A 12,980-nucleotide genomic window follows, 5' to 3' on the forward strand; every position below is an offset into this window, starting at 1 on the left:
CGGCGAGCGGAGGAAGGAGGCGCTAAGTCCTAAAAATCAATCGCAATTCCCTTCCGCTCCCAATCGCCATAGCGCACCGGGCTCATCTCCTCGGTGTGCCTCGTCGGGGCGTCGATCGGGTCGGGCTGGGGCACCGGCGGGCTTTTGGACAGATGCGCCGGAGCCTGCACATGCGCCGGGCGCTTGCCGTTGAAACTTCCCATGATGACGCGGCCTTTCGATTGCGGAGCGCCAGGAGCAACCCCATATTCATCTGCAATGATCTATCTGGGTTGCAACGGAGGCAAGTGCAAGTGAACGGGTTGAAGACCACCATGTTGCTGGCGGCGCTGACGGCGCTGTTCATGGGGCTTGGTTATACGCTGGGCGGCAGCGGCGGGGCGATCATCGCGTTGCTGGTCGCGGCGGGCATGAACCTTGTCACCTTCTGGAACGCCGACAAGATCGTGCTGTCGATGCACAATGCCCGCGAAGTGGACGCCAATAGCGCGCCGGAATTTTACGGACTGGTGCGTGATCTGGCGCAGCGGGCCGGACTGCCGATGCCGCGCGTGTATCTGATCGACCAGCCAGCGCCCAATGCCTTCGCCACCGGGCGCGATCCCGATCATGCCGCCGTCGCCGCGACCACCGGCCTGCTGGCGATGCTGAACCGCGACGAAGTGGCGGGCGTGATGGCGCATGAACTGGCGCATGTGCAAAATCGCGACACCTTGATCATGACGATGGTGGCGACGATTGCGGGTGCCATTTCGATGCTGGCCAATTTCGGCCTCTTCTTCCGCAGCGGCGACAATCAAAATGGCCATGGCAATATGATCGCGACCATCCTGGCCGTGATCGTCGCGCCCTTTGCCGCGATGATCGTGCAGATGGCGATCAGCCGTCACCGCGAATATGGCGCGGACGAAGGCGGCGCTAAAATCAGCGGCAACCCCCGTGCGCTCGCCTCCGCCCTCGCCAAGATTGCAGGCCAGGCCGAACGCATTCCCAACCCCGTGGCGCAGCGCAACCCGGCCGCAGCGCAACTCTACATCGTGCCGACCCATGTCAGCGAGCTTTTCTCTACCCACCCCGCGACGGAAAAGCGCATTGCCGCGCTGGAAGATATGGCCGCGCACATGGGCGCTCCGGCGCTTCGCACGCCACCGCGCGCCTCGGCCCTCTCACCCGTCGCCCCACGCCCGCGCCGCCGCAGCGCCCTTGATCCGCACGGGCGGGATTAGGATGAGACGCTCAAGCGCAGGGCTAGAGGTGCATTGATGTGAACTGGGCCATGAAGTCGATACTGTGGAAGACTTGAGCTTGGGACAGAAACACTCGATTGGATTGTGACCGAGACGGATCGCGTAGCCCTAGAAGTAATTGCTTTTGCGAGGTGCCAATGTCGCTGTTCGAAGAAAATGCCTGGGTGTTGCAGGATCTCGAAGCCAAAGGGAGCGACCTTGGTCCGCCGCGCTTGATCGACTTCTCGCACATCTTTCCTCATGAGGCTTCAGCCAATGCGTTCGCGCGAGACGCGCAGCAGGATGGCTTCTCCATCGCGATTCAGGAAGTTGATCGGGAGGATGCCCCTTGGGACGTCACGGCATCGAAAGAAATGGTGCCAACCTGTGAAAATATCACAGGCACGGAAGCGTGCCTCGACGCTCTGGCACGGTCGTATCAGGGCCGAGCAGATGGCTGGGGCTTCTTTCGGGTCTGATCCCATTCATGTTATGGGTTCATGACTGAGTTCCCGCCAAACAGGCGTGTCTTTTCAGCTAATTCCGCCTAGGGACCGTGCATGGTCCGTAAATCACAACCCCATCCCGACACTGTCCCTGGCCTTCCCGCCCGCCGCGCCGCGCTCCGGCTGCTCGACGCGGTGCTGCGGCGGGGCGATCCGCTCGAACTGGCGCTGCACGGCGCGGCGCAGGGATTGCCGCCCGCTGATCGCGCCTTGGTCCATGCCATCGCCGCCGAAACGCTGCGCCATCTGCCCGATCTCGACGCGCTGATCGACGGCGCGACGCAGCAGGTCTTGCCGCCCGATGCCAAGGCGCGGATGGTGCTGCGCATTGCCCTCGTCCAGACGCTGGCGCTCGACACGCCGCCCCATGCCGCGATCGCCACCGCGCTGCCGCTGGTCGATGGCGGCCCGCGCAAGCTGGTCCATGGCGTGTTCGGCACGGTGACCCGCGCTGCGCCGACGCTGCCCGTGCCACCCACGCTCCCCGCCGAAGTCGCCGCCCGCTGGGACGCGCAATGGGGCGCAGCGATGGTGGAAGCGGCCGCCCGCGCCTATGCCATCCGGCCGCCGGTGGACATCAGCCTCCGCGACGCAGCGGAAACCGCGCGCTGGACCGAGGAACTGGGCGGCACCAGCCTTGCGCCGGGCCATGTCCGCCTGCCCGATGGCGTTCCGATTCCCGAATTGCCCGGCTTTGCCGAGGGGGCCTGGTGGGTGCAGGACATCGCCGCCTCCTGCGCGGCGCGGTTGCTGGGGCAAGGGGCTGGGCGCAGCGCGCTCGACCTGTGCGCCGCACCCGGCGGCAAGACGATGCAACTGGCGGCGGCGGGGTGGCATGTCACCGCGCTCGACCAGTCCGCCAAGCGGCTGGAAAGACTGACCGAAAACCTCACGCGCATCGGCCTCACCGCCCAGGTTGCCCAGGCCGATCTGCGCACTTGGCAGCCCGACGCGCCGGTCGATGCGATCCTGCTCGACGCGCCTTGCACCGCGACCGGCATCTATCGCCGCCATCCCGACGTGCTGCACCGCATCGGCGCACGCCAGATCGAGGAGCTGGCGACGTTGCAGGGCGACCTGCTCGCCCGCGCCGCCGATTGGGTCAAACCGGATGGGCGTATCATCTACGCCACCTGCTCGCTGGAACAGGCGGAGGGCGAGGATCAGATCGCTCGCTTCCTCGCCGCACGGCCCGATTTCGCGATCCACCCGGTGCAGCCCGGCGAATTGCCCGATGGCTTTGTCCCGACGTCGGACGGCTGGCTGCGCACCTTGCCCGATACGCTGGCCGATCGCGGCGGCGCGGACGGATTTTTCATTGCACGGCTTGTCAGGGGAGCGAACTAAGCCTTAACCAAGAAGGGCTTAAGACGGACATATTTCCGACGGAAAGGTGCATGATGAGACCGATCGAGCCTCTGCCCCTGCATCATAGCTGGCCGCTATTTGACCTGCACGACTATCTGGCGCCGGTCACGCTCGACCCGTCGCTGGCGCGCAATGATGTGGCTCTGGCCGAACGGGGGCTGGGTCTGTGGCATTGCGACCTGACTGATGAGACGCTGAGCTGGACAGCGGGGGTCTATGACATGTTCGGGCTGGAACGGCATAGCGTCGTACCGCGAACCTTGTCCGTGTCGCTGTACGCCTCGGAGTCGCGAGAGGCGATGGAGCGATTGCGCAGCTACGCCATCCGCCACAAGCGCGGTTTCACCCTCGACGTCGATATCCACCAGGCCGACGGCATGGGCCAATGTGCCCTGCGCCTGATCGCCGCGCCCCTGCTGGATCAGGCGGGCGAGGTGACCGCCTTGCATGGCGTCAAACAACTCCTGCCGCCCGGCGCACCTTGCTCGCGCCGCCTGGACCCAACGGTCTTCGTGATGCTATAGACGCACCGCACAAACTTATCGTTTCATCGCCAAATCCCCGTTGCCCTGAGTCCAAGCCGTAGCTAAGGCAAACGGTTAATGACCCGGCCCATTCTCATCTCTCCGTCCATCCTCTCCGCCGACTTCGCCCGCTTGGGCGAGGAGGTTCGCGCTATCGATGCGGCGGGCTGCGATTGGGTGCATATCGACGTCATGGACGGGCATTTCGTGCCCAACATCACGATCGGCCCTGCCGTCGTGAAGGCGCTGCGCCCGCACAGCGCCAAGCCATTCGACGTCCATCTGATGATTTCGCCGGTCGACCAATATCTCGACGCCTTCGCGCAGGCGGGTGCGGACATCATCACCGTCCATCCCGAAGCCGGGCCGCATATCCATCGCTCGATCCAGCATATCAAATCGCTGGGCGTGCAGGCGGGCGTGGTCTTGAACCCCGGTACGCCTGCCAAGATGCTCGATTATCTGATCGACGATGTCGACCTCATCCTGGTGATGAGCGTCAATCCGGGGTTCGGCGGACAGAGCTTCATCATGAACCAGTTGCGCAAGATTGAGGCGATCCGCAAGATGATCGACAAGTCGGGCCGCGACATCCGCTTGCAGGTCGATGGCGGCATCGACCTGACCACCGCGCCGATGGCGATCGCGGCTGGGGCCGACGTGCTGGTCGCGGGCACCGCCACCTTTCGGGGCGGGCCGGACGCCTATGCCGACAATATTCGGAAGCTGCGGGGCGGGTGAACGACGCGCGGCGCATCTCCCCCGCTTCCACCGGACAGGTGGCCGATTCCGTGGCCACGGACGATGGAATAGAACAGGGCAAGCGCCTCATTCGCGTCGCGGATGACAAGGGGCTGTCGCTGGCGCAGCGGATCGCCAATCATTTCTATCTGCTCAGTTGGAAGACGCCGATCCACGGCCGCAAGCTGCGCGGCAAATATCCGCTCAAGCTGCTGGCCGTGCCCGACGACGATATCCCCGGCGATGCGCGGGCGGGGCAGGCGTTGCGCGCGGGCTATTTCCTGTTCCGGGGCCGCAAGCAGATCATCGACACGGTCGATTTCGCGCGGCTCGATCTCGGCCCGGCCTTCGCCGACCATATTCACAGCTTCCGCTGGCTGCGCGATCTCGCCAGCGCGGCAACCCGCGAACAGGCGGCACCGATCGCCGAAGGGGTAATGCGGCGCTGGCTGGCGGCCCATGCCGAAACGCCGAGCGAACCGGCCTGGCGCGCGGACAATGCGGGCTGGCGGCTGCTGTTCTGGACCGCCCATGCGCCGTTGATCCTGTCATCGAGCGACCTTGTCTATCGTTCGCTGGTCCTCAACTGCATCGCCCGCACCGCCCGGCATCTCGACCGCATTGCCGACAAGGCCCCGATGGGCCTGCCGCGCATCGTCGCCTGGAGCGCGATCGTGGCGGCCTCGATGCTGATCCCCGGCGGCGCGTCGCGCAAGATTTTCGGGGAAGCGGGCCTCAAGCGCGCGATCGACAGCAGCTTCCACCCCGATGGCGGCATTGTATCGCGATCGCCTATGGCCCAGGTCGACGCGGTGATGGCGCTGGCCATGCTGCGCGCGGTTTACGATGTCCGCCGCGAATCCCTGCCCGCTTTTCTGGACGAAGGCCTGGGCCGCGCGGTTCCGGCGTTGCTCGGCCTCACCCATGGCGATGGCGGGCTGGGTAGCTGGCAGGGATCGGGTGCAATCGCTCCGGCGACCGTCAACGCCGTCGTGCAGGCCAGCCGCGTGCGCAGCCGCCCATTGCGACAGGCGCGCGACTGGGGGTATCAGCGGATCGCGGCAGGCGCGACCGTGGTGCAGGTCGATGCCGCTCCGCCGCCCGTCGCCCGGCTCGCCGAAGCCGGCTGCGCATCGACCGGCGCGATCGAGATCAGTGACGGCCCGCACCGACTGGTCGTCAATTGCGGCGGCGCCGGGCTGGAGGGGGCATGGATTCCCGCTGACCTCGCGCAAGGGCTGCGCACTACGGCCGCGCACAGCACGTTGGTGCTGGACGATTGCAACAGCACCGCTTTGCTGCCTGACGGCACGCTGGGCAAAGGCGTGACCGAGGTGGAATTGAACCGGCAGGAGCTGGACAATGGCAGCCGGGTCGATCTGTCGCATGACGGCTATGTCCGGCGGCTGGGTTATATCCACCGTCGCCTGCTCTTGGTCAGCGGCGACGGCAAGGAAATACGGGGCGAAGATATGTTGACCCCGGCCGAACGGCGGCGCAAGCCGTCGAAGCTGCCTGTCATGCTGCGCTTCCACCTCGCGCCCGGTGTCGAGCCGACGCTGACCGCCGACAATCAGGGGGCGCTGCTGCGCGTCGAGATGGGCGCGCTCTGGCAGTTCCGCACCGGCACGGGCCTGTTGAGCGTCGAGGAAAGCCTGTGGGTCGATGCCGATGGGCGACCGCATCCGACGCGCCAACTGGTGGTGACCAGCGAAGCACTGCCCGGTGGATCGAGCATCGGCTGGCTGTTCAAGCGGTCAGGCTAAGCGCAGCCGAATCACTCCCGCCAGCTTTTGTCGATCCGGTCGATCACCCGCACCATCGCCTGAAAATCGGGCACGCCCGGCCCGACGGGCAATTGAATCCCCGACAGATCGCGCTGATGCACCGCGATCACCTCCGGCGCGATTTCCATCGGCGTGCCCGCCGCACCTGCGGCCACCTGGATTTCGCAGGCGCGCTGGAGCGACCAATGTTTCAAAAAGGCTTCGGGTAGGGTGGACGCCATGACCAGCGTGCCATGGTTGCGCAGCATCATCACGAGCTTGTCCCCCAGATTGGCGACCAGCCGCTCGCCCTCTTCAGGGCGAATCGTGATGCCTTCGAAATCATGATAGGCGATGTGCCCGGTAAAGGCGGCGGCGTAGAAGCTGATCGGCCGTAGCCCTTCGCGGGTCGCGCTGACCGCCATCCCCGCCGTCGTATGGGTGTGGATGATGCAATGGGCGTCGGGCAGATAGCGGTGGAACACGCTATGCTGGGTGAAGCCCGCGCGATTGACCGGATAGGGACTGCCGTCCAGCACCGTGCCATCAATGTCGATCTTCACCAGATTGGATGCACAGACTTCGGCATAACCCAGCCCGAACGGGTTGATTAGGAAGGCATTATCCTCCCCCGGTACGCGCAAGGTGATGTGGTTGTAGATGAGCTCGGACCAGCCCATATGCTCGAAAATGCGGTAGCAGGCGGCAAGCTGCTGGCGCGCTTCCCATTCGGCGGGGGACATGTCGGTGCGTTTTGCGGCGCTGGCCATGGGCGATCCTCTCTTATAGTCTTGCCCCACATCATCGACCTTTCCGGCATGGGAGTCGAGACTCTGCATGCTTAAGGGTTGATGTGCCGCGACTCTACTGGTAGGGCGCGCTCCACACGGCGTAGGGTGACCTGCGACGACTCATTGGCTTTGCTATTCGGTCGGGCTGTCGGGACGGATCATAGAATCCCGGCGAACCGCTCGTTTTCGATTGGAGATAGACGGACTTATGCAGATCATCGTTCGCGACAATAATGTCGACCAGGCCCTCCGCGCGCTCAAGAAGAAGCTGCAGCGTGAAGGCGTGTATCGCGAAATGAAGCTGCGTCGTCACTACGAGAAGCCCTCGGAAAAGCGTGCCCGTGAAAAGGCCGCCGCCGTCCGTCGCGCGCGCAAGATGGACCGCAAGCGCGCCGAACGCGACGGCGCGAAGTAAGCGCCGTTCGGGGCGGCATGCGCCGTCCCGCTTTCCTGCTGCTATCCCGCCCCTAATTGCGAGACTTGTCGCCATGTCCACGACGGCTGTTCCCCTTCGTTCCATCGCCAAGGGGTCGCTTACGCGCCTCTGGATCGGTATCGCTGCGGTTGCTCTTGCGGCGGGTGGTCTCGCCTGGGCAGGCCAGCAGCATGTGCCCGCCTCTCCTGCCGCCTTCCTGGCGGACAATGCCAAGGCCGACGGCGTGGTGACGACCGAATCGGGCTTGCAGTATAAGGTGCTGAGCGAAGGCGCTGGTCCTAGTCCGACCACCGCCGACGTGGCGCTGGTGGGCTATAAGGGAACATTGCTCGACGGCACTGTGTTCGACGAGAATCCGCAGGCACCGATGCCCGTCGATGGCGTCGTGCCTGGTTTCTCCGAAGGCCTGCAGAGGATGAAGAAGGGCGGCAAATATCGCCTCTGGATTCCGGCGCAGCTTGGCTATGGCGATCAGGCGGCTGGTCCCATTCCTGCCGGTTCCGTGCTGGTGTTTGACGTCGAACTGCACGACTTCAAGTCCCGCGCCGAAATCATGCAGATGCAGCAGATGATGCAGCAACAGCAGGGTGGCGCGCCGGGTGCAGCGCCCCAGCCGATGCCGGGCAACTGACCGCTAAAGCCAAATGAGATAAGAAAAGGGGCCGCAATCGGCCCCTTTTTTGTGCGTTGCGGGTAAACAGGCGAAAGCGAATTTACCCCGGATAGCGGATCGCCATTACCTCATATTCCTTTTCACCCGATGGCAGTATGACGCGGCGCACGTCGCCTATAGCGGCACCGCGCAGGGCGCGGGCGATGGGGGAGGACCAGCCGATGCGCCCGGCATCGACATCCGTTTCGTCATTGCCGACCAGCGTGACGGTGCGATGGGCGTCATCCTCGTCGGCGATGGTGACGGTCGCGCCGAAATAGACGCGGTTCCGGTCGGGCTGCTGCCGGGCATCGACGACCTTGGCATCCTTCATCTTCTTCGACAGGCGCTTCAACTGCCCGTCAATCTCGCGCATTCGCTTGCGGCCATAGAGATAGTCGCCATTTTCGCTACGGTCGCCATTGCCCGCCGCCCAGCTCACCACCTCGACCACCGCCGGGCGCTCGACGCCCAGCAGATGGTCATATTCGGCGCGTAACTTCGCAAAGCCTTCGGGCGAGATGTAATTGGGATAGGGGGTGGTCATCGGATGACCCTATCGTGTGTCACGGGCTTTACGCAATTTTGTTCGCGCGGAGGCGCGAGGACGCGGAGAAGAATAGGCGGCCTTCCCCTTTCTCCTCCGCGTCTCCGCGCGAACCATTCAGCCCGGCGTCTGCTTGCCGAGATAGCGGCTCAATACCGCGCTGGTCCCCCGGAACCGCGCCCGTTCCGGGTTCATCGCTTCATAGACCACGGCATTTTCCAGCACCCGCTGCACATAATTGCGGGTCTCGAAAATCGGAATCTGCTCGATCCAGCGCAGCATGTCTGCACCGGGCATACGGGGGTCGCCATTGGCGCGAACCCATTTGTTCACATTGCCAGGACCGGCATTATAGGCAGCGACCGCCAAAGGGTAAGAGCCGCCATAATAATCGAGCATCCGCTGAAAATAGCCTGATCCCAACATGATATTATAGCTGGGGTCGTTGAGCGAAGCGGGGTCGTACCCCATGCCCATCTTGCCCGCCTGCTCGCGCGCCGTGCCCGGCATCAATTGCATCAGGCCGCGCGCGCCCGCATGGCTGACGATCTGCTTGTCGAACTGGCTTTCCTGCCGGGCGATGGCGTGGATCATCGTCCAGCTATGCTGGGCTTGTGCTGGCACGGGCACACGCGGGAAGGCTGTGGTGCCATAGCCCGTCAGGCCGCTCGATACCGCACGGCGACCGACCATGACGCTCATGTCGGGGCGACCGATCGCCTCGGCGAGCTGTCCCGCGAGAATATGATCGACATCATTGTCGGCATTATTGGCAATGGCGCGGGCAAAGAGTCCCTGATCCTGCCAATAGCCCATTTGTCCCAACGCCTTGACCGCGCGGACGACCGAGCGTGCTTCGAAAGCGGCACGGTCGGCCGCGGAAATCTGCACCGGCCGTTCTGCGGAGGGCGGCGGCGGGATCGGACGGCCCAGCCGTTCAAGCGACAATTGCCCGTAAAATTGATCGGGATAGATGCCAGCCTGGCCGAAATAACTGTTGGCCGTCGCGGCATCGCCCGCCTGGAGCGCAGCGCGCCCGGCCCAATAATAGCCCTTCGATTTGGTCTGCGGCGATTTGGCCGCTTCGGCATAGCGGCGGAACATCGTCATCGCGTCGGTGGGGCGATTGAGATTGTAGAAGGCCGTCGTGCCCGCCAGCCAGGCAAGACTGGTATAATCGTCGCGCACGCCAAGCGCCATGTCGCTGACGTCGCTGCCGGGCGGAACCGCATCGTCAATCTTGCTGGCGATGCCGTAGGCGAAACTCCATTGGCTATCATTGGCGGCGGCACGCGCCTGCCCCAACAGCGCTTCATAGAATTTCTCGGCGTCGGTGGGCCGATAGGTCAGGGGCGCGCGGTTCGCCAGATATTGGCGCGCCGCCACCCAATTGCCCGTATCGCGCAGCCACACCGCCTTGTCGGCGACAAAGCCCGCATCGCTGGCACCAATGGGTTCGGCTGCCTGCATCAGCATGGCCGCGTCGCTGCTCTTGCGGCGAAAGGCGATGCGTGCCTGATAGATAGGGCGGCGGGCCGGGCTGACATAGGCCAATATCCGCTCCGCGCCGCTGACGTCATTGCCCCAGAGCAATTTGTCGGCGCGTTGATCATGATCGGCGGCGGTCAGGCCGGTGCCGAACAGGGATAGCAACCGCGCTTCGTCGACCGCGTTGAGCGATCCACCGATCCAGGCATTGCGCGCGGCAACCCGCGCTTCGTCCATCCGGCCGACCTGCATCAGCGCGGTGGCATTGCGGGCATGGCCGACCGCCGTGCGCGCCGGGAAGCGCGTGAAGAAGGCCGTGACCTGGCGCGGATCATAGCTGTCGGGATTGATCCCGGTTTCGGCCAGCCGCCGCATCCGGTCCTCACCCGGCCAGCCAGGGTGGGTCGTGATAAAGCTGGCATAGGCGGAAAAGCCAAGCCCATCGCTCTGCTGGAGCGCGCGCCACTGGCTGATCGTCGCGGTGATCGCGCTGTCGCTCGGTTGGCCGACGCGGCTGGCGACCTGGTTCCAGGGGCTGGGGCCGCTGTCGCCCTTCGGGAGCGGCTGGACCACCGCGCCGGGCGGGAAGGGCGATGGCGCGGAGGGCTGTCCGTCGGTCTGTGCGCTGGCACCGGCGGTAAACAGCAAAAGGGCAATAAGAGGCATGCGAATCAGGGTACTTTCGACAGGAGGGGGCGTCGACATGCTGGACATAATCGCAATTGCATCCTTATCAGGCCCTGAATGACGCGCTATAGCGCGCCGCTTGCCCGATCATGCCCCGGCCGCCCGGAGAATTGAAGGAGTTAAATCATGTTTTCCGGCTCAATTCCGGCTCTGGTGACCCCGTTTCGCGACGGACGGGTGGATGAGGAGGCGTTTCGCGCGCTGGTCGACTGGCAGATTGCGGAAGGTTCGAGCGCGCTCGTACCCTGCGGCACGACCGGCGAAAGCGCAACCATGACGGTCGAGGAGCATAATCGCGTCATCGCGATCTGCGTCGATCAGGCGGCAGGCCACGTGCCGGTGATCGCAGGCTGCGGCTCCAACGACACGCGCATCGCGCTGGAGCATATGTATGCCGCGCAAGGGGCCGGGGCCGACGCCGCACTGGTGGTCGCGCCTTATTACAACAAGCCCAACCAGGATGGCGTCTATCAGCATTTCGCTTATCTGGCCGAACGCTGCGCCCTGCCGATCATCCTCTATAATGTGCCCAGCCGGACCATCACTGACATCGGCGTGCCGGTGATCCATCGCCTGTCCGAAGAATTTCAGACGATCGTGGGCATCAAGGACGCCACCGGCAATCTCGGCCGGGTCACGGCGCAGCGGCTCGCCTGCCGCCCGGATTTCTGCCAATTGTCGGGCAATGACGAAACCGCGCTGGGGTTCAACGCCATGGGCGGCAAGGGGTGCATTTCCGTCACCGCCAATGTCGCGCCGCGCCTGTGCGCCGATTTCCAGGCGGCCTGTGCCGCGCATGATTGGGATGGTGCCTTGGCGCTGCAGGATCGTCTTTATCCCCTGCATGATGCTCTGTTCAGCGATTCTTCACCTGGCCCGGTCAAATATGCGCTCACGCGCGTTCGACCCGACATGCCCGGCGACGTCCGCCTGCCGATCACCTGGCCGTCGGAATCGAGCCGGTCGGCGGTCGATCGCGCGCTGGAGATTGCGGGACTGGTTTAAGAGTGACAAAGCCCCATATTATCCGTTCGCCCTGAGCGAAGTCGAAGGGCTTGGCCGAGCAACGCGAGGCACTTCGCTCCGCTCAGTAGAAGGCTTCGACTTCGCTCAGCCCGAACGGGTGTTGAGAATTAGGTATTAGATTCATTTTATGGCCCGCCCACGTCCCGTCACTTTCGACAAAAAGAAGATCGTCGCCGAAAACCGGCGCGCCCGGTTCGATTATTTTATCGAGGACGTGTTCGAGGCGGGCATCGCCCTGCAAGGCACCGAGGTCAAGGCGTTGCGCGGCGGCGAGGGGTCGATCGCGGAAAGCTATGCCGAAGTGAAGGGCAATCAGGTGTTCCTGGTCAACAGCAACATCCCTGAATATAGCCATGGCAACCGGCAGAACCATGAGCCCAAACGCCCGCGCAAGCTGCTGCTGCACGAACGCGAAATCCACAAGATGCACAGCGCCGTATCCCGCCAGGGCATGACGCTGGTGCCGCTGATGGTCTATTTCAACAGCCAGGGCCGCGCCAAGATCGAACTGGCGCTGGCCAAGGGCAAGCAGAACCACGACAAGCGCGAGACGATCAAGGACCGCGACTGGAAGCGCGACCAGCAGCGCATCATGCGGGACAAGGGCTGATGGACAATCGCTTCAGCCGCTGGTGGCACGCCAACGCCCCGACCCGCGAGTCGCTGGAGCATAACAAGTTTCTGGCACCCGTTGCGCATCGGGTGCTGGAACCCTCGCTCTGGCGCTTCACCCGCCGTTCGGTGCCGCGCGGGGTGGCATTGGGACTTCTGGTCGGCATTTTCCTGCTGATCCCCGGCATCCAGATTGCCGGGGCCGCGCTGCTGGCGCTGCCGTTCCGCGCGAATATCCCGGTGGCGGCCGCCATGACCTTCCTGTCCAACCCCGCGACGACGCCGCTCATCCTGTGGCTGTCGGTCTATATCGGCAACTGGATGCTGGGCCGCAGCGCCGATGCATCGGGCTTCATGGCGCTGGTCGATGAGCATGCGACGATCGGCCAATGGACCGCCTGGCTGGTGTCGGAGGCCGCGCCTGCGATGCTGCTGGGCCTCGCGATCATATCCGTGGTGGCGGCGATCGTGGGCTATGTCCTGGCCGACTGGTTCTGGCGTCATCGCATGGGCCGCAAGTGGCAGGCGCGCAAATTGAGGATTGGCAAGGTCCACGAAAGCAGCGCAAGGGAAGAAATCGCGCCGGTGTGAACCGGGGCGATAGGGAACC

Annotated in this window: 15 protein-coding genes; 11 read left to right on the forward strand and 4 right to left on the reverse strand. The window is 64.2% G+C overall.

The annotated features are described in order from the left end of the window. Positions 1–29: 29 nt before the first annotated feature. Positions 30–203 carry a DUF1674 domain-containing protein gene (locus V2I08_RS10250; RefSeq protein ID WP_069065441.1) on the reverse strand — a complete coding sequence of 58 codons (174 nt, stop codon included), beginning with the start codon at positions 201–203 and terminating at the stop codon, positions 30–32. A gap of 90 nt (positions 204–293) precedes the next feature. Here V2I08_RS10250 and htpX point away from each other — a divergent pair, with 90 nt between their 5' ends. From htpX to V2I08_RS10280, 6 genes are all read left to right on the forward strand, one after another. Continuing rightward, positions 294–1,226: a zinc metalloprotease HtpX gene (gene htpX / locus V2I08_RS10255; protein WP_349635012.1), complete on the forward strand. Its 933-nt coding sequence runs from the start codon at positions 294–296 to the stop codon at positions 1,224–1,226. A gap of 158 nt (positions 1,227–1,384) precedes the next feature. Next, positions 1,385–1,705, forward strand: a complete 321-nt coding sequence (locus V2I08_RS10260; protein ID WP_349635013.1) for a ribonuclease E inhibitor RraB — start codon at positions 1,385–1,387, stop codon at positions 1,703–1,705. A gap of 81 nt (positions 1,706–1,786) precedes the next feature. Then, complete coding sequence (locus V2I08_RS10265) at positions 1,787–3,079, forward strand: transcription antitermination factor NusB (RefSeq protein WP_349635014.1); 1,293 nt, start codon at positions 1,787–1,789, stop codon at positions 3,077–3,079. 53 nt (positions 3,080–3,132) lie between these two features. Continuing rightward, the gene (locus V2I08_RS10270) at positions 3,133–3,624 is read left to right on the forward strand and encodes a diguanylate cyclase (protein WP_349635070.1); all 492 of its coding nucleotides are present in this window, start codon (positions 3,133–3,135) and stop codon (positions 3,622–3,624) included. Between the two features lie 78 nt (positions 3,625–3,702). Beyond that, the gene (gene rpe / locus V2I08_RS10275; protein ID WP_069065437.1) at positions 3,703–4,365 is read left to right on the forward strand and encodes a ribulose-phosphate 3-epimerase; all 663 of its coding nucleotides are present in this window, start codon (positions 3,703–3,705) and stop codon (positions 4,363–4,365) included. Further along, the gene (locus V2I08_RS10280; protein WP_405053638.1) at positions 4,362–6,131 is read left to right on the forward strand and encodes a heparinase II/III family protein; all 1,770 of its coding nucleotides are present in this window, start codon (positions 4,362–4,364) and stop codon (positions 6,129–6,131) included. The genes rpe and V2I08_RS10280 overlap by 4 nt, the downstream gene beginning before the upstream one ends. Before the next feature lie 11 nt (positions 6,132–6,142). Here the strand turns inward: V2I08_RS10280 and V2I08_RS10285 are convergent, their stop codons facing one another. Continuing rightward, on the reverse strand, positions 6,143–6,901 hold the full coding sequence (locus V2I08_RS10285) for a class II aldolase/adducin family protein (RefSeq protein WP_349635016.1): 759 nt from the start codon (positions 6,899–6,901) through the stop codon (positions 6,143–6,145). Positions 6,902–7,130: 229 nt separating this feature from the next. Here V2I08_RS10285 and rpsU point away from each other — a divergent pair, with 229 nt between their 5' ends. Together rpsU and V2I08_RS10295 are read left to right on the forward strand one after the other, a co-directional pair. Then, positions 7,131–7,337, forward strand: coding sequence for a 30S ribosomal protein S21 (gene rpsU / locus V2I08_RS10290; protein ID WP_006957190.1), 207 nt, complete (start codon positions 7,131–7,133; stop codon positions 7,335–7,337). Between the two features lie 73 nt (positions 7,338–7,410). Continuing rightward, a complete protein-coding gene (locus V2I08_RS10295) occupies positions 7,411–7,989 on the forward strand; it encodes an FKBP-type peptidyl-prolyl cis-trans isomerase (protein WP_349635017.1) in 579 nt (192 codons plus the stop codon). An 82-nt stretch (positions 7,990–8,071) separates the two neighbouring features. On the opposite strand, the gene greB is transcribed toward V2I08_RS10295, so the two are convergent. Together greB and V2I08_RS10305 are read right to left on the reverse strand one after the other, a co-directional pair. After that, entirely contained in the window at positions 8,072–8,557 is a 486-nt protein-coding gene (gene greB, locus V2I08_RS10300; protein WP_349635018.1) for a transcription elongation factor GreB, read from the reverse strand. A 117-nt stretch (positions 8,558–8,674) separates the two neighbouring features. Beyond that, positions 8,675–10,759: a lytic transglycosylase domain-containing protein gene (locus V2I08_RS10305; RefSeq protein WP_349635019.1), complete on the reverse strand. Its 2,085-nt coding sequence runs from the start codon at positions 10,757–10,759 to the stop codon at positions 8,675–8,677. A 99-nt stretch (positions 10,760–10,858) separates the two neighbouring features. On the opposite strand from V2I08_RS10305, the gene dapA reads away from it, so the two are divergent. The 3 genes from dapA (at position 10,859) to V2I08_RS10320 (ending at position 12,961) form a co-directional block, all read left to right on the forward strand. Further along, positions 10,859–11,737: a 4-hydroxy-tetrahydrodipicolinate synthase gene (gene dapA / locus V2I08_RS10310; protein WP_349635020.1), complete on the forward strand. Its 879-nt coding sequence runs from the start codon at positions 10,859–10,861 to the stop codon at positions 11,735–11,737. A gap of 148 nt (positions 11,738–11,885) precedes the next feature. Further along, on the forward strand, positions 11,886–12,368 hold the full coding sequence (gene smpB / locus V2I08_RS10315) for an SsrA-binding protein SmpB (protein ID WP_017182833.1): 483 nt from the start codon (positions 11,886–11,888) through the stop codon (positions 12,366–12,368). After that, positions 12,368–12,961: a DUF2062 domain-containing protein gene (locus tag V2I08_RS10320; protein ID WP_096061652.1), complete on the forward strand. Its 594-nt coding sequence runs from the start codon at positions 12,368–12,370 to the stop codon at positions 12,959–12,961. The genes smpB and V2I08_RS10320 overlap by 1 nt, the downstream gene beginning before the upstream one ends. Positions 12,962–12,980: the final 19 nt, after the last annotated feature.

Source organism: Sphingobium sp. MK2, assembly GCF_040170545.1.
In the GTDB taxonomy this organism is placed as follows: Bacteria; Pseudomonadota; Alphaproteobacteria; order Sphingomonadales; family Sphingomonadaceae; genus Sphingobium.

Excerpts from the sequence above, each read along its gene's own strand:
- V2I08_RS10305 (WP_349635019.1), bottom strand. The coding sequence starts at position 10,759 with ATGTCCAGCATGTCGACGCCCCCTCCTGTCGAAAGTACCCTGATTCGC.
- rpe (WP_069065437.1), top strand. The coding sequence starts at position 3,703 with ATGACCCGGCCCATTCTCATCTCTCCGTCCATCCTCTCCGCCGACTTC.
- V2I08_RS10295 (WP_349635017.1), top strand. The coding sequence starts at position 7,411 with ATGTCCACGACGGCTGTTCCCCTTCGTTCCATCGCCAAGGGGTCGCTT.
- V2I08_RS10260 (WP_349635013.1), top strand. The coding sequence starts at position 1,385 with ATGTCGCTGTTCGAAGAAAATGCCTGGGTGTTGCAGGATCTCGAAGCC.
- smpB (WP_017182833.1), top strand. The coding sequence starts at position 11,886 with ATGGCCCGCCCACGTCCCGTCACTTTCGACAAAAAGAAGATCGTCGCC.
- rpsU (WP_006957190.1), top strand. The coding sequence starts at position 7,131 with ATGCAGATCATCGTTCGCGACAATAATGTCGACCAGGCCCTCCGCGCG.
- greB (WP_349635018.1), bottom strand. The coding sequence starts at position 8,557 with ATGACCACCCCCTATCCCAATTACATCTCGCCCGAAGGCTTTGCGAAG.
- dapA (WP_349635020.1), top strand. The coding sequence starts at position 10,859 with ATGTTTTCCGGCTCAATTCCGGCTCTGGTGACCCCGTTTCGCGACGGA.
- V2I08_RS10265 (WP_349635014.1), top strand. The coding sequence starts at position 1,787 with ATGGTCCGTAAATCACAACCCCATCCCGACACTGTCCCTGGCCTTCCC.
- V2I08_RS10270 (WP_349635070.1), top strand. The coding sequence starts at position 3,133 with ATGAGACCGATCGAGCCTCTGCCCCTGCATCATAGCTGGCCGCTATTT.
- V2I08_RS10285 (WP_349635016.1), bottom strand. The coding sequence starts at position 6,901 with ATGGCCAGCGCCGCAAAACGCACCGACATGTCCCCCGCCGAATGGGAA.
- V2I08_RS10320 (WP_096061652.1), top strand. The coding sequence starts at position 12,368 with ATGGACAATCGCTTCAGCCGCTGGTGGCACGCCAACGCCCCGACCCGC.
- V2I08_RS10250 (WP_069065441.1), bottom strand. The coding sequence starts at position 203 with ATGGGAAGTTTCAACGGCAAGCGCCCGGCGCATGTGCAGGCTCCGGCG.